Origin of the sequence: Streptomyces sp. NBC_01314 (assembly GCF_041435215.1) — a bacterium.
Lineage (GTDB): Bacteria > Actinomycetota > Actinomycetes > Streptomycetales > Streptomycetaceae > Streptomyces.
Window position 1 is genome coordinate 8,011,568 of record NZ_CP108394.1, and the last position, 15,617, is coordinate 8,027,184.

The following is a 15,617-nucleotide window of genomic DNA, read 5'->3' on the forward strand; positions in this document are numbered from 1 at the left end:
ACAGTGGCGCGAGGTAGCAGATCCGCCGATGCCGACGTCGACGGTCGGGCTGAGAGGCCGGAAGGTCGCAGGACAGGGCCTGACGGTGACCCTCGGCACCTGAGCCGGACAAGCAGTACCGGCGCAGGGAACCCGTCTCGTAGGTCTTTTTTATGCCCGCGTCCGCTGCTCCGGGGCCGTCAGGTCGATCAGGCGGCACACCGTCTCGATGTCGATCTTCACCTGGGCGATCGAGGCGCGGCCGGAGAGCCAGGTGATGAGGGCCGAGTGCCAGGTGTGTTCGATGACACGGACCGCCGACAGCTGCTCCGCGCTCGGGTTCTCCAGGCCCATGGCGTCCAGGATGATCGCGGTCGTCTGGTGCGAGACCTGGTCGACCTCGGGGCTGACGCTGCGGTCGGCGAAGGTGAGCGCGCGGACCATGGCGTCGGCGAGGTGGGGCTCGCGCTGGAGGGCGCGGAAGGCGCGCATCAGGGTCTCGGCGACGCGCTCGGCCGCCGTCGTGCCGCTCGGGGGCTTCTTGCGGAGCGTGCCGTGCATGTGCTCCAGCTGGTCCTGCATGGTGGCGACCAGCAGATGAATCTTGGAGGGGAAGTAGCGGTAGAGCGTGCCGAGGGCGACCTGCGAGGACTCGGCGACCTCACGCATCTGCACGGCGTCGAAACCGCCCCGGCTGGCCAGCTGGGCGCTCGCGTGCAGGATGCGGCGCCGACGGGCCTCCTGTCGCTCCGTGAGGGGCGGTGAGTCCGGTCGCCCCGCGACGGCTTCCACCTTGACTTCCGCAGGCATGGGTCTCGTTCCGTGACAGTCGTGACGGTCGGTGAGGGTATGAGATCAAATAGCATGCCAGGGCGCGGGCCGTGGCGTGAATCACCCGATCCACCCCTCACAGCGGTTCTACCAGCCGGTAGATTCAGAGCCTCTTGAACGATCAACTCTGAAACTTGTTCTAGATTACCGTCTCGTCGTAATCTCACGGGAAATCGCAGTGAGAAGGGGGCCAGGAGTGACCGCTGAGGCCAGTCAGGCGGGGTCTCGGCATGACCTCGCTGCGGACGGCGAGCGACCGCTCAACATCGCGCTCCTCACCTATAAGGGGAACCCGTTCTGCGGGGGGCAGGGCGTCTACGTACGGCACATCTCGCGAGAGCTGGCACGCCTCGGCCACCGGGTCGAGGTGATCGGTTCCCAGCCGTACCCCGTGCTCGACGAGGACACCGTGCCCGCCGACGGTCCGGGCGGGATCTCCCTCACCGAGCTGCCCAGCCTCGACCTCTACCGGCAGCCCGACCCCTTCCGCACCCCGAAGCGGGACGAGTACCGCGACTGGGTCGACGCCCTCGAAGTGGCGACGATGTGGACCGGCGGGTTCCCGGAGCCGTTGACCTTCTCGCTCCGCGCCCGCCGTCATCTGCGCGCCCGGCGCGGCGAGTTCGATGTCGTCCACGACAACCAGACGCTCGGGTACGGGCTGTTGGGCGATGTGGGCGCGCCCCTCGTCACCACCATCCACCACCCCATCACCGTGGACCGGCAGTTGGAGCTGGACGCGGCCGAGGGGTGGCAGCGGCGGATGTCCGTGCGCCGCTGGTACGCGTTCACGCGCATGCAGAAGCGGGTCGCACGGCGGCTGCCGTCAGTGCTCACCGTCTCCGGCACCTCCCGCCAGGAGATCGTCGACCACCTCGGCGTACGAGACGACCGTATGCACGTCGTGCACATCGGCGCCGACACCGACCTCTTCTCGCCGAATCCGGCCGTGCCACAGGTACCGGGCCGGATCGTCACCACCTCAAGCGCGGACGTGCCGCTGAAGGGGCTCGTCTTCCTCGTCGAGGCGCTCGCCAAGGTGCGCGCCGAGCACCCCGCCGCCCATCTGGTCGTCGTCGGCAAGCGGCCCGCCGAGGGCCCGGTCGCCCAGGCCGTCGAGCGGTACGGCCTCGAAGGCGCCGTCGAGTTCGTCAAGGGCATATCGGACGCCGAGCTGGTCGACCTGGTCCGCTCGGCCGAGGTGGCCTGTGTCCCCTCGCTGTACGAGGGGTTCTCGCTGCCCGCCGCCGAGGCCATGGCCACCGGTACGCCGCTGGTCGCCACCACCGGCGGGGCCATACCGGAGGTCGCCGGACCCGACGGCGAGACCTGCCTCGCGGTGCCCCCGGGCGACCCGGGCGCCCTGGCCGCCGGACTGAGCCGGCTCCTCGGCGACCCGGAACTCCGGCGGCGGCTCGGCCGCGCGGGACGCGAGCGGGTCCTCACCCGGTTCACCTGGGCCCGCGCCGCCGAGGGCACGGTCGCCCACTACCGCGAGGTGATCGCCCGCGCCGAGGGCCGTCCGGCGGGGGCCGCCGCGAGCGCCGTACCGGCGGCGGACCACACCGTCGAAGCCGCCGAACTCGTCGAAACCCACGAGGCTGTCGAAGCCCACAAGGCTGTCGAAGTCGTCGACGAAGCAGTCGAGACCAACCGCGAAAGCGCCAACCGCGAAAGCAGGGCCACGTGCTGACCGTCGATTTCTCCCGGTTCCCGCTCGCTCCGGGGGACCGGGTCCTGGATCTCGGCTGTGGAGCGGGCCGGCACGCCTTCGAGTGCTACCGGCGCGGCGCCCAGGTCGTGGCCCTCGACCAGAACGCCGAGGACATCCGCGAGGTCGCCAAGTGGTTCGCGGCGATGAAGGAGGCCGGGGAGGCCCCGGAAGGCGCCACCGCCACCGCCATGGAGGGCGACGCCCTCGCGCTGCCCTTCCCCGACGAGTCCTTCGACGTCGTCATCATCTCCGAGGTGATGGAGCACATCCCCGACGACAAGGGCGTACTCGCCGAGATGGTCCGGGTGCTGCGGCCCGGCGGCCGCATAGCCATCACCGTCCCGCGCTACGGCCCCGAGAAGGTCTGCTGGGCGCTCTCCGACGCCTACCACGAGGTCGAGGGCGGCCACATCCGCATCTACAAGGCGGACGAACTCCTGGCCAAGATCCGTGAGGCGGGCCTCAAGCCGTACGGCACCCACCACGCGCACGCCCTGCACTCGCCGTACTGGTGGCTGAAGTGCGCGTTCGGCGTCGACAACGACAAGGCGCTGCCCGTGCGGGCGTACCACAAGCTGCTGGTCTGGGACATCATGAAGAAGCCGCTGGCCACCCGGGTCGCCGAGGAGGCGCTGAACCCGCTCATCGGCAAGAGCTTCGTGGCGTACGCGACCAAGCCGCACCTTCCCCGGATCCCGGAGGAAGCCGGGATCCCAGAGGAAGCCGGAGCGTCCGAGAAGGCCGGGCCGTCCGAGAAGGCCGGGCCGTTCGAGGAAGCCGGAACCAAGGCCGGGGCGGACGCCAAGTGACGACGCCCCGGACAGAACACCTGGTCCTGCCCGGGGTCCTCACCGCAGAGGAGGCCGCCGCCACCGTGCGCGGCATCCTCGCGGTGCAGCGCGCGGACGGTGCCATCCCCTGGTTCCGCGGGCACCACCTCGACCCGTGGGACCACACCGAGGCGGCCATGGCCCTGGACGCGGCCGGCGAGCACGAGGCCGCCGAGCGCGCCTACGAATGGCTGCGCCGGCACCAGAACGGCGACGGCTCCTGGTACGCCGCGTACGCCGACGGGGACGCCGACGACGTCACCGACCGAGGCCGCGAGACCAACTTCGTCGCGTACATAGCCGTCGGCGTCTGGCACCACTACCTGGCCACCGGCGACGACACCTTCCTCGACCGCATGTGGCCCGCCGTCTACGCGGCGATCGAATGCGTCCTGCGGCTGCAGCAGCCCGGCGGCCAGATCGGCTGGAAGCGTGAGGACGACGGCACACCGGTGAACGACGCGCTGCTGACGGGCAGTTCGTCGGTCCATCACGCGCTGCGCTGCGCTCTCGCCATCGCGGAACAGCGCGAAGAGCCGCAGCCGGACTGGGAGTTGGCGGTCGGCGCGCTCCGGCACGCGATACGCCGGCATCCCGAGCGGTTCCTCGACAAGGACCGCTACTCGATGGACTGGTACTACCCCGTGCTCGGCGGCGCGCTCACCGGCATCGAGGCCAAGTCCCGTGTCGAGGAAGGCTGGGACCGTTTCGTCGTGCCCGGCTTCGGCGTCCGCTGCGTGGTCCCCAACCCGTGGGTGACCGGCGGCGAGTCCGCCGAACTCGCCCTGGCGCTCTGGGTGATGGGCGAGTCCGACCGCGCCCTCGACATCCTCCAGTCCATCCAGCACCTCCGCGACGCCGACTCCGGCCTGTACTGGACGGGTTACGTCTACGAGGACCAGGCAGTCTGGCCCGAGGAGCTGACCTCCTGGACCGCCGGATCCCTGTTGCTTGCCGTGGCCGCGCTGGGCGGCGACGAGGCGACGTGTGCGGTCTTCGGCGGTGAGCGGTTGCCGCGCGGCTTGGACGACTTCGACGAATCGGAGTGCTGCTGAGGGGCGTGTGCGGGTCCGGTGGGGCCGCACACACCCCTCAATGGCGGTGCATCCCCTCAACGGCGGTGCATCCGCTCAATGGCGGTGCATCCGGTTGGCGATCGCATGCCCCACGAACAGGTAGACCACGGCCGCCAGGCCATAGCCGGCCACCACCCGCGCCCACTGCTCGTCGAAGGTGAACAGGTCGTGCGACCAGCCGGCGAGCCAGCGGGCCGCGTCATGGATGAACTGCACGAAGTCGTTCGTGCCGTTCGCATCCAACAGGTACATCAGGATCCACAGGCCGAGGATGAAGGCCATGATGTCGGCGACGATGGCTATGACCCGGCCGGCCTGGTTGGAGCCGCTGTATCGAGACATGCCGGACGGGTTGCCCTTTTGCCCCCGATGAAACCTCGGCCGTCCGTCGACGGCCCTCGCCGGACTAGGAGTTGAGCTCCGCCAGTACCCGCAACGTGTGCGGATCAGGGGCGAGCACCAGCAGGTCCGTCACCGGCCCCTTCCGCCACAACTCCAGCCGCTCCGCGATCCGTTCGCGCGGCCCGACCAGCGAGATCTCGTCGGCGAAGGCGTCCGGCACGGCGAGTACGGCCTCCTCGCGCCGCCCGTCGAGAAAGAGCCGCTGGATGTGCCGGGCCTCTTCCGCGTACCCCATGCGGGCCATGAGATCGGCGTGGAAGTTGCGCTTGGCGTGCCCCATCCCGCCGATGTAGAAGCCCAGCATGGCCTTGACGGGCAGCAGCCCCTCGGTGACGTCGTCGCAGACCTTCGCCCGTGCCATGGGCGCGATGAGGAAGTCGTCGGGCACCTCGGTCAGCGACGCCTCGTAGACGTCGGTCCGCGTCGGCGACCAGTACAACGGCAGCCAGCCGTCCGCGATCCGGGCCGTCTGCGCGATGTTCTTCGGCCCTTCGGCGCCGAGCAGGACGGGCAGATCCGCGCGGAGGGGGTGGGTGATGGACTTCAGCGCCCTGCCGATGCCGGTGCCGTCCGGGCCGTCGTACGGGAGGGGGTGGAAGCGCCCCGGCAGCTCGACGGGGGCCTCACGCCTGAGGACTTGGCGTACGACGTCGACGTACTCCCGGGTCGCGGTCAGCGGGGACCTCGGGAACGGGCGTCCGTACCAGCCCTCGACGACCTGCGGCCCGGAGAGCCCGAGCCCGAGGAGGGCGCGCCCGCCGGAGAGGTGGTCCAGGGTCAGCGCGTGCATCGCGGTCGTGGTGGGCGACCGGGCGGCCATCTGCGCAACGGCCGTGCCCAGCTTGATCCTTGAGGTGTGCGCGGCGATCCAGGTGAGCGGCGTGAAGGCGTCCGAGCCCCAGGACTCGGCGGTCCACACCGAGTCGTAGCCGAGCCGCTCCGCCTCCTGGGCGAGCGGGACGTGGTCCGCGGAGGGGCCGCGCCCCCAGTAACCGAGTGCCAGACCGAGCCGCATACGCCTGCCTCCTGACGGTGTGTCAGCTGTTCGGGCGGGAGGCGACTGTACGACAACGGCCCCCCGCTCGGAAGAGCGAGGGGCCGGTCGTAGAGCTCTGTGTGGATCTGTACCGCTTCTTATGACTTCTTATGGCTTCGTATGACTTCGTGCGGCTCCGTGCGGAGAGGTGATCAGCCGCGCTGGATGCCGCTGGTGTCCTGCAGGACGCCACGGCGGCCGTCCTGAGTCTGGGCCACCAGGTTGGGGCCGCGCTGCTCGACCGCCAGGTACCAGGTGCCCGGCGCCAGTTCGGCGATGGCCGACTGCGAACCGTCCTCGGCGAACAGTGGACGGGCCACCGGCACCGCGAACCAGAACGGCGAGAAGTCACCGGCCGGCGGCTGCGGGGCCGCCGCCTGCTGCTGCGGAGCGCCACCGAACGGCGCGCCCGGACCCGGCTGACCCGGACCCGGCTGACCGGGTCCCGGCTGACCGGGCTGCGGCTGACCCGCACCGAAGGGCGCCGGCGCACCGGCACCCGGGTAGCCGTAACCACCGGGCGGCTGGGCGCCGTACGGCAGCGGGGCGGCCGGACGCGGGGCGCCGACCAGGGCGGCCTTGAGGGCGGGGACGAGGGGGGTGGCGACGGCCGCGGCGGCCAGGAGCAGGGCGGCGATCAGGCCGAGGATGAGGCCGGCGCCGGAGTCGGGCTCGGAGCCGCCGAAGCTGCCGAAGAGGTCCTCCATCGCTCCGAACGGGTCGATGATCGACCAGAACGAGGTCCAGGCGGCGAAGATCGTCAGAGCCACCCCGAGCTGTCCCAGGTCGAGACCGACGACCTTGGGCGGCTGCGGCAGCGCACGGGCGAGGACGATCAGCACCGCACCGATGATGCCGCCGACGTACATGCTCATCACCAAGCCGAGGTTGTCCCAGGCATTGGGGATGTCGTCGCCGGAGCCGTCGAACGTGTCGAGGAACGACGCGATGAACAGCAATACCGCTGCTCCGATCACGACGCCGTCGCCTCTGGTGAGGGAGCGGATATTCACTTCAGGTCCTTCGTCAGTCGTCTCGTCATCGGTGGAGGCGTCGCCGTCACCATGTCGCCGTCAGGCCGTGGTGGGATGCGCGGGGGTGGCCCCTCATCGTAAGGACGACCATATCGTCCGACCGACTTGGGTGTCCGCCGTGATCATCTCGATGATCACGACCCGCCCGCTACCCTCGCAGAAAACTCACGATTTCCTCAGAGTTCCCCCGCGCCGCTTTCTGCCGCCAGGCACCGCTGGTCAACGGTGCCTGGTCATGGATATCGCGCTTCGTGGCGCGCACGACGAACACGGCGGGAACCGTTGACAGATTGAGACCGCCCGCACTTCATTCCGTGGTACTTCGGGTTAGCGGCCTGAGTTCCGCGAAGGGGAGAGTTGTTCAATTTTCGAGGAAGCTCGCGATGCCGTCGGAGATTCCCTGGGCCGCTTTCTGGCGCCAGGCTCCGCTGGTGAGCTGGGCCGCGTCCTTGCTGTCACGCATGTTGCCGCACTCGATGAACACCTTCGGGACGGTGGAGAGGTTGAGGCCGCCGAGGTCGGTGCGGGTGACCATGCCGGTGCCGTCGCCGACGTAGTTGGAGGGGGCGCTGCCGGTGGCGCGGACGAAGAAGCCGGTGATGCGCTCGCCGAGGTCGCGGGAGGGGGCGACGATGGGCCGGGTGTCGGCGGCGCCCTCGTTCACCGAACCCGGCAGGATCACATGGAAGCCGCGGTTGCCGGCGCCGGAGCCGTCCGCGTGGATCGACACCACCGCGTCCGCCTTCGCCTCGTTGCCGATCCGTGCCCGCTCGTCGATGCACGGACCCCAGGCCCGACCGCCGTCCTGTGTGAACTTCACCGTGGCGCCCTCCTGTTCGAGGAGCGTCCGCAGCCGCCGGGAGACGTCCAGCGTGAACTTGGCTTCCGTGTAGCCGTCGTTGGTCGTCGTCCCCGTGGTGTCGCATTCCTTCGCGTTCGTCCCGATGTTCACCTTGCGGTTGATCTCGGTCGTGTGCTGGAAGTTGCCGGGGTTGTGACCCGGGTCGATGACGACGACCTTGCCCTTGAGGGGGCCGGTGGCGGCGGGCGCGGAGGAGGAACCGGAGGGGCTCGCCTTCTCGCCGTCCGCACCGTCCTTCGCGTCCTTGCCGTCGTCGGAGGCGGTCGGCCCGCCGGACGGGTCGGGGGAGGTCGGCGGAGTGGTCGCCGACCGGGTCTGCGGGCCCGCCACGCCGCCCGACCCACCGTCCCCGCCCCCGGAGTCCCCGACGGCCTGCCAGACCCCCCATCCGGCCACCGCCCCCACCACGACCGCGGCCACCGCCACGGTCATCGGACGGCGAAGCGCGGAACGGCGGGGCTGGGGCGGATCGAAGTCCGGGCCTACGTACGACACGCCTGCCACCTTACGGGTCGGGCCCCGGACGGACAGCCGCCCCCGCTCCGCGTGGCAGCTGATGCCACGCTCCGGAGGCGTGTGGCCGTCCTCGCCCGTGTCCCGGCTGCGTCCCCACCCGCGTTCCCGCTCGGAGCCTCGCCCCGGGCTCCGCTCGTCGGCCCGCCACCAGCCCCCTGCTCCGGGAGAGCCCCCTGAAGGCCCGTCGTCGCCGCGGCTCGCGCATACGGCAACGGCATACGAAGGCATCCCCGCCCCGCCCGTTCTCCCATCGAGCCGACCGACCGATCGACCGGCCGTCGCCCCCGTGATCGTCGTCTGGCGGCCGTCGTCCGCCTGCCCGTCCGGTACACGGGCAGGCGGACGACGGCCGCCGGGGGGCGAGGGGTGCGAGGTCGGCGGGCAGGGCGCTGACCAGCGGTAGGCGTAGGGGCTGTCGCGGGATAAAGTCGTCCGGTTACGTCTGGTTGTGGGGGCGGGGCTTCGTCGCGCGGTCGGTGAGCTCCGGTGGGAGGGCCGTTAGCGCATGAGTCGTCGCTCCAACGGGTTGGCCGGGATCTGGGCCGAGGCACAACGCCAGCAGCAGCGTCAGTCGGAGGAGCAGGCCCGGCAGCAGCGTGAGTACGAGCGCCAACAGCGCGCGTATCAGCGGGAGGTGGCGCGCAGCCAGCGGGAGCAGCAGGCGGCGTACCGGCAGCAGCGCGAGGCGGAGGCGCGGCGGCGTACGGAGGAACTGGACGCGCAGGTCCAGGCCCTGGAAGGGCTGTTGGCCGCAGGCTGCCGGGCCCCGGCGTTCAGGGCCGCGTCCCTCACCCGCACCGAGCGGCTGGAGCCGTTCTCGCCGGGTCCGCTCGCCCGGCCGGTGCCCATGCCGGACCCCAACCACTACCAGGCGCAGGGTGGTTGGACCGCGCAGCGGCGGGCGGCGGCAGAGGCCGAGGCGCGCGCCCGGTTCGAGCACGACTGGCACGCGGCGCAGGCCGCCGATGCACAGCGGCAGAGTCAACTGGCCCAGTACCAACGCCAGTACGAGCAGTGGGCGGAGGGGCAGCGGGCGGAGATCCGGCGGCACAACGCCGGGCTCGCGCAGATGGCGACGGCACTGCGCGACGGCGACCCGGAAGCCGCCGTCGACTACTTCTCCGCCGCCCTCTACGCCTCGCCCGCCTGGCCCGACGGCTTCCCCCGGGGCGTCTCGGCCGCCTACGACTCGGCGGCACGGCAACTGGTCCTGGACTGGGAGCTGCCCAGGTACGACACCGTCCCCGAGGCGAAGACCGTCGTCTACATGCCGAGCGTCGACCAGGACAAGGAGCGCCCGCGCCCGGTCACCCAGCGGCGGGCCCTCTACCGGGACGTCCTCGCACAGTGCACCCTCCTGGTGCTCCACGACCTCTTCTCCGCCGACGAGTTCGGCGCGCTGGAATCGGTGGTCCTGAACGGCTTCGTGGACGACCACGATCCGGCGACCGGCTGCCGCGCCCAGATCTTCCTGACGACCGTCTCGGTGCCCCGGTCGGTCTTCGCCGGCCTGCACCTGGAACAGGTGAGCGCCGTGGACTGCCTGACGGACGGGCTCCGGGGCCAGCTGTCCGCCCGGCCGGACCAGCGCACCCCCGTCCGCCCCGGGCGCAGGCCCGACGACGTGGGCAACGGCGTCGTCACCCACGGCGGCGAGGACGAGCCCGACCTGCTGGAGATGGACCCCCTGGCCTTCGAGTCACTGGTCGCCGAACTCTTCCGGGCCATGGGCATGCAGGCCGTCACGACCCAGCGCTCGGGCGACGGCGGGGTGGACGTCGACGCCCTGGACCCGGCCCCGATCCGCGGCGGCAAGATCGTCGTGCAGGTCAAGCGCTACCGCAACACCGTCCCGCCGACGGCCGTCCGTGACCTCTACGGCACGGTCCAGGACGCCGGCGCCAACAAGGGCGTCCTGGTGACGACGTCCAAGTTCGGACCGGGCTCCCACACCTTCGCCAACGGCAAGCCGCTGGAGCTGGTCTCGGGCCGCGAACTCGTCGACCTGCTCCACCGGCACGGTCTCCGGGGGCGCCTGGGGACGGGCGAGCGCCCCGCTGCCGCTCCAGCTCCCGTGTCCTCGACCGACCCCACCGTGGTGCTGCCCGCCCAGTGGACCTCGGCGGACGCCTCGTCCGTGGCGGACCCGGCCACGGACGACCACAGCGTGCTCGGCATGTACTGGACCGGCGGTGTCGCCCTGGACGTCTGCGCGCTCGTCTGCCGCGGCGACCGGGTCCTCAGCGACGACCACTTCGTGTTCTACAACAACCTCCGCACCCCCGACGGCACGGTCCGCGCCGTCCCGCCGACCGCACCCGACAAGGCCGCGATCCAGGTCTCCTTCGACGGACTGCCGGCGGAGGCCGACCGCCTCGTCCTCGTGGCGGCGATCGACCCGGCCGTGAACCCCGACGCCGACCTCTCCGGCTTCACCGACGCCGGCATCCGCCTCCTGGACCCCTCCCGAGCCGAACAGGGCCGCCTGGACGTCTCCGACGGCCGCGCCGACGAGACGGCCCTCACCCTCGGCTCCTTCCGCCGCCGCGCCAACGGCGACTGGGACTTCGTCGTCGGCGGCAAGGGGTACCGGGGCGGCCTGGAGGAACTGGTCCAGGACCACGGCATAGAGGTGGCGTAGGTGGCGCAGGTGGCGCAGCTCCAGGTATGCGGGACCGCTCGGGTATCGGGGTGGTGCGGGTCAGATTCCCGTCCCGGTGCGCCGCAGCACCCGCAGGGAGTCCGTCGCCGACACCTCCGTGAAGGCGCCGGAGGCGAGGGCACGGAGGTAGACGCGGTACGGGGCCTGCCCGGTGAACTCGTCCTCGGGGTCCGGGAAGACGTCGTGGATGATGAGGAGGCCGCCCGGGGCGACATGGGGCGCCCAGCCCTCGTAGTCGGCGGTGGCGTGCTCGTCGGTGTGGCCGCCGTCGACGAAGACGAGGCCGAGAGGGGTGCCCCAGAAGGCGGCGATCTGCGGGGAACGGCCGACGACCGCGACGACGTGGTCCTCCAGACCCGCCCGGTGGAGGGTACGGCGGAAGGTGGGGAGCGTGTCCATACGACCCACCTCGGGGTCGACGGTGGACTCGTCGTGGTAGTCCCAGCCCGGCTGCTGCTCCTCGCTGCCCCGGTGATGGTCGACCGTGATCGCCGTGACCCCCGCCTCACGGGCAGCGTCGGCCAGCAGGATCGTCGACCGCCCGCAGTACGTCCCCACCTCCAGCAACGGCAGCCCCAGCCGCCCGGCCTCCACCGCCGCCGCGTACAGCGCCAGCCCCTCACCCACCGGCATGAACCCCTTGGCCGACTCGAAGGCACCGAGAATCTCCGCCTTGGGTGCGGGAGTGGGCGTGACCAGGTTCGGGTTGGGGTTGGGGGCCGCGGACATGGGGTCCTCCGTGTCGTCGTACGCGCTGGCGCCCCATGCTGCCATGCGGTGATCGGCGGGAGGGTTCGGGGATTCGGTCGGATGGCGGGTGCGGGTGGGTGGGGGCTGGCCGCGCAGTTCCCCGCGCCCCTAAAGACCAGGCCCCTGCGGGCCTGAAAGGTACGGCCCGCGCGCCGGAAAGCACGGGGCGCAGCCCCTGCTTTTCAGGGGCGCGGGGAACTGCGCGACCAGCCCCCACCGGACCTGCGGATAGGGGTCGAGGGCAGGTGCCACTCTCGGCGAGCGAGCGAGCGAGCGGGCGGGCGTCACGCCGTGCGCTCGGCCTAGCGGGTGACCGCTGCCCTGTCCTCCCTGGAGGCCGCGTCGGTCGCGTGGCCCCCTTCGGCCGCGTCGAGGCCGTCGGTCTCACCGGCCTTGTCGATCCCCTTGGTCCTCTCGATCCCCTCGATCCCCCTGGTCCCATCGGCCCCGTCCTCGCTGCTCGCGCGGAGCGTCAGACCCTGCGCGGGGCGGCGGCTCGGGAGGAGGACGGCGAAGAGGAGGCCCACGGCGACCGCGGCCGCGGCGATGAGGAAGGAGACGCGGAAGCCGTGCATGGTCGGGATCGCGACACCGCCGACATGGTTCGCGGTGTTGGCCAGCACCATGCCGATGACGGCGCTCGACAAGGACGTACCGATGGAGCGCATGAGGGTGTTGAGTCCGGTGGCCGCGCCCGTCTCGGACGGGTCGACGGCGCCGATGATCAGCGCCGGGAGCGAGGAGTACGCGAGGCCGATACCCGCGCCCAGGACCACCGACACGACCACGGTCTGCCAGGCTGCGCTCATCAGGCCGAGCCCGGCGCCGTAGCCGACCGCGATGATCAGCAGGCCCAGGATGAGGGTGCTCTTGGGGCCGTACTTGGCGGAGATCCGGGCGTAGACCGGCGCGGTGAACATCATCGTCAGGCCGAGCGGCGCCACGCACAGACCCGCGACGATCATGGACTGCCCGAGACCGTAGCCGGTGGAGGACGGCAGTTGGAGGAGCTGCGGCAGGACGAGGGAGACGACGTAGAAGGAGACGCCGACCATGATCGAGGCGAGGTTGGTGAGGAGGACCTCGCGGCGGGCGGTGGTGCGCAGGTCCACCAGCGGCGCGGGGATACGCAGCTCCAGGACACCCCAGAGGAGCAGAACGAGGGCCGACGCGGCGAACAGGCCGAGCGTGGTCGCGGAGGTCCAGCCCCAGTCGCTGCCCTTGGTGATCGGCAGGAGGAAGAGGATGAGGCCCGCGGAGAGGCCGAGCGCGCCGAGATAGTCGAAGGTGCCCTGCGCGCGCGCCTTCGTCTCCGGTACGGCGACGAGGGTCAGCACGATGGAGAGGACACCGAGGCCGGCGGCACCGAAGAAGAGGACGTGCCAGTCGGTGTTCTGGGCGACCGCGGCGGCGAGCGGCAGCGCGAGTCCACCGCCGACGCCTATGGACGAGCTCATCAGGGCCATGGCGGAGCCGAGACGTTCGCGGGGCAGTTCGTCGCGCATCAGGCCGATGCCCAGCGGGATCGCGCCCATGGAGAAGCCCTGGAGGGTACGGCCGACGATCATCGGGAGGAGTGCGCTGGTGAAACCGCTGATCAGCGCGCCGACCACCATGACGGACAGGCTGACGAGCAGCATGCGGCGCTTGCCGTAGAGATCGCCGAGGCGGCCCATGATCGGGGTGGCCACGGCACCGGACAGCAGGGTGGAGGTCAGTACCCAGGTCGCGTTGCTGGGAGAAGTGTCCAGCAGCTGCGGGAGGTCCTTGATCACCGGGACCAGAAGGGTCTGCATCACCGCGACGACGATTCCCGCGAAGGCCAGCACCGGGACGATCGCTCCGGAGGCACGTGTGGCCCCTGCGGCTCCTGTGGTGGGCCGGTCGATCGGCGGCGGCGTGTGCGGTTGCGTCATGGTGCGGGCCTCCTGGCCGGGTCAAGGTAGCTGCCGTCTAAACCTCGTGCCCTGGGCAACTATTCCGTTGTTTCGAGCGACTAACGAAAACTTGACCCGCTCGTGAGGAAGTGACGGCACGTCAGGGCCGGAGGGCGGGACGAGGCCTCCGGGTGGGCCGTCAGGGGGGCCTGAAATCTTCTTGCGAGAGGAGGCAACGGATCCGCGCCCTCATGGACTGTTAGAAGCATCTAGGAGGTGCTCATGGGGGATCGGAAGCAGGCGAGGGCTGCTCGGGACGAGGAGTTCCAGAGCTTCCTCGTCGGCCGCTGGCCACGGTTGATGCGTACGGCGTTTCTCCTCACGGGGCAGCGGCACGCTGCGGAGGACCTGGTGCAGACGACGCTGGAGCAGGTGTACGTGGCCTGGCGCCGAGTCGGTTCGACGGACGACCCGGACACATATGTACGGCGCGTGATGATCAACGCCCACGCGCGCAAGCACCGTAGACGCCTCAAGGAGTTCCTGGCGCCCCGGAGCGACTCGGACCTCGTGCCCGAGCGGCCCGACAGTGGTGACCGCATCGCCCAGGCCGACGACCGCAGCGCCCTGCTGAAAGCCCTGGCCCAACTGCCGCCGCGCCAGCGCGAAGCCGTGGTCCTGCGGTACTGGGAGGACCTGAGCGAGAGCCGGACGGCGGAGGCGATGGGCTGTTCCGTGGGCGCGGTGAAGAGCAACGCGGCGAAGGGGATCGCGAAGCTCCGCGCCATACCGGGACTGGCCGAGATGGTGACACAGGGGGGCCGGAAATGAGGGACGCGGACGACACGGCCGACGACATGAACGGTCCGAACCGCACGGACGGTGTGGGTGGCGTGGACGGGAAGGCGAACCAGCAGATGAAGCACGGCGACAGCGCATACGGCGACAGCGCGTACGGCGACCTCACGCGCCACGACCTCACGCACAGCACCCCGGTGGAGAGAGACATCGCCCTCCTGCTGGCGGACGCGGCCGACGGCGTAGAGGTCGGTATAGCCCCGTACCAGGCGGTCGTACGGGGCGGCCGGCGCCGCAAGGCCCGCCGCTGGGCCGTCGCGGCTGCCGCGGCCGTGGTGATCGCGGGCACCACGGGGACGCTGGCCCTGGCCACGGTGACGGACGGGGACCGGGGACGGGTGGTCCCGGCGGCGTCGGCCCCGGTGCCGACGGACCGGGTGACGCCCGACGCCCGGGTCACGTACGAGCCGTCGCGGACCACCCTGGCCCAGGGGGAGGACAAGGGCACGGCCTGGCGAATGACGATCGACGTCTGGGACGCGCCGAAGGACAAGGCGACGGCCGACGATCAGCTCGCCGCGATGGCTCTGTTCGGGGACTCGCCGGGGGGTGTGGACGGCGCCGCCGACCTCGTGGGCAAGAGCTGGCACTTCGTGCACCTGAGCATGGGCGGTGAGCAGACGGGCGCGATGATCGACGGCGAGGCGGACGCCCTCTCGGGCACGGACCTGGAGGTCTACGCGACACCCTTCGGCACCGGCGACCGGGATGAGGACGATGCCCCCGAGCGCCTTGTCATCGGCCAGGTCGCCCCCACCGCTCAGGTAGTGCGTGTCACCTGGTCCGACAACACCTTCGTCGACGTCAAGCGCGACCGGGGCGATGACCCCCGGGCGGACCTGAGCAATCCCCGCATCGTCGAGGTGGAGGGCGCCCAGGCGAGCTGGTTCGTGGCGCTGGCGCCGGAGGGGGTGGGGTACCGGTCGGCGGAGGTGACGAGGTGAACGAAGTGGTGAAGTGACGGCGTGAGGAAGCGAGAGTGACGTGGTGGCGGGCGGGGCTGACCGGACGACCGGGCGCGGAAGGTCTGTGCCGCCCCTGTCACCCTGCCCTGCCCGGTCGGCGGAGCGACCCGTATCTGACGTACTGTCAGGAGCCTTCACAAGTGCACGTGGCTCGGCTATACAGAGGGTCGCCGGACTGGAACGCGTTCTAGGTGGGCGGGTTCCGGGTCGGCCGTGACGACCTCG

13 protein-coding genes and 1 pseudogene are annotated in these 15,617 nt (G+C 71.0%); 6 read left to right on the forward strand and 8 right to left on the reverse strand.

Annotation, left to right across the window (positions count from 1 at the left end):
- Positions 1–150 precede the first annotated feature (150 nt).
- Complete coding sequence (locus tag OG622_RS35280; protein WP_371580681.1) at positions 151–789, reverse strand: TetR family transcriptional regulator; 639 nt, start codon at positions 787–789, stop codon at positions 151–153.
- A gap of 217 nt (positions 790–1,006) precedes the next feature.
- Here OG622_RS35280 and OG622_RS35285 point away from each other — a divergent pair, with 217 nt between their 5' ends.
- The 3 genes from OG622_RS35285 to OG622_RS35295 are packed head-to-tail and all read left to right on the forward strand — an operon-like array spanning position 1,007 to position 4,409.
- Positions 1,007–2,503 carry a glycosyltransferase family 4 protein gene (locus OG622_RS35285; protein WP_371580682.1) on the forward strand — a complete coding sequence of 499 codons (1,497 nt, stop codon included), beginning with the start codon at positions 1,007–1,009 and terminating at the stop codon, positions 2,501–2,503.
- Complete coding sequence (locus OG622_RS35290; RefSeq protein WP_371580683.1) at positions 2,497–3,333, forward strand: class I SAM-dependent methyltransferase; 837 nt, start codon at positions 2,497–2,499, stop codon at positions 3,331–3,333. Before OG622_RS35285 ends, OG622_RS35290 begins: the two co-directional genes overlap by 7 nt.
- Positions 3,330–4,409: a prenyltransferase gene (locus tag OG622_RS35295; RefSeq protein WP_371580684.1), complete on the forward strand. Its 1,080-nt coding sequence runs from the start codon at positions 3,330–3,332 to the stop codon at positions 4,407–4,409. Before OG622_RS35290 ends, OG622_RS35295 begins: the two co-directional genes overlap by 4 nt.
- Positions 4,410–4,484: 75 nt before the next feature.
- On the opposite strand, the gene OG622_RS35300 is transcribed toward OG622_RS35295, so the two are convergent.
- From OG622_RS35300 to OG622_RS35320, 5 genes and pseudogenes are all read right to left on the reverse strand, one after another.
- On the reverse strand, positions 4,485–4,772 hold the full coding sequence (locus tag OG622_RS35300; RefSeq protein WP_257546057.1) for a hypothetical protein: 288 nt from the start codon (positions 4,770–4,772) through the stop codon (positions 4,485–4,487).
- Between the two features lie 64 nt (positions 4,773–4,836).
- On the reverse strand, positions 4,837–5,847 hold the full coding sequence (locus OG622_RS35305; protein ID WP_371580685.1) for an LLM class F420-dependent oxidoreductase: 1,011 nt from the start codon (positions 5,845–5,847) through the stop codon (positions 4,837–4,839).
- Between the two features lie 173 nt (positions 5,848–6,020).
- Positions 6,021–6,881, reverse strand: coding sequence for a hypothetical protein (locus OG622_RS35310; protein ID WP_371580686.1), 861 nt, complete (start codon positions 6,879–6,881; stop codon positions 6,021–6,023).
- Between the two features lie 169 nt (positions 6,882–7,050).
- Positions 7,051–7,203 (reverse strand): annotated as a pseudogene (locus OG622_RS35315) (N-acetylmuramoyl-L-alanine amidase); the annotation flags it as partial.
- A gap of 60 nt (positions 7,204–7,263) precedes the next feature.
- Entirely contained in the window at positions 7,264–8,259 is a 996-nt protein-coding gene (locus OG622_RS35320) for an N-acetylmuramoyl-L-alanine amidase (protein WP_371580687.1), read from the reverse strand.
- Positions 8,260–8,785: 526 nt separating this feature from the next.
- Here OG622_RS35320 and OG622_RS35325 point away from each other — a divergent pair.
- A complete protein-coding gene (locus tag OG622_RS35325; protein ID WP_371580688.1) occupies positions 8,786–10,921 on the forward strand; it encodes a restriction endonuclease in 2,136 nt (711 codons plus the stop codon).
- Positions 10,922–10,981: 60 nt separating this feature from the next.
- Here OG622_RS35325 and OG622_RS35330 read toward each other — a convergent pair whose 3' ends face one another.
- Positions 10,982–11,671 carry a class I SAM-dependent methyltransferase gene (locus OG622_RS35330; protein WP_371584320.1) on the reverse strand — a complete coding sequence of 230 codons (690 nt, stop codon included), beginning with the start codon at positions 11,669–11,671 and terminating at the stop codon, positions 10,982–10,984.
- Positions 11,672–11,994: 323 nt separating this feature from the next.
- Complete coding sequence (locus OG622_RS35335) at positions 11,995–13,608, reverse strand: MFS transporter (RefSeq protein WP_371580689.1); 1,614 nt, start codon at positions 13,606–13,608, stop codon at positions 11,995–11,997.
- Between the two features lie 243 nt (positions 13,609–13,851).
- On the opposite strand from OG622_RS35335, the gene OG622_RS35340 reads away from it, so the two are divergent.
- Positions 13,852–14,400, forward strand: a complete 549-nt coding sequence (locus OG622_RS35340; RefSeq protein WP_371580690.1) for a SigE family RNA polymerase sigma factor — start codon at positions 13,852–13,854, stop codon at positions 14,398–14,400.
- On the forward strand, positions 14,397–15,371 hold the full coding sequence (locus OG622_RS35345) for a hypothetical protein (protein WP_371580691.1): 975 nt from the start codon (positions 14,397–14,399) through the stop codon (positions 15,369–15,371). Before OG622_RS35340 ends, OG622_RS35345 begins: the two co-directional genes overlap by 4 nt.
- Positions 15,372–15,617 lie beyond the last annotated feature (246 nt).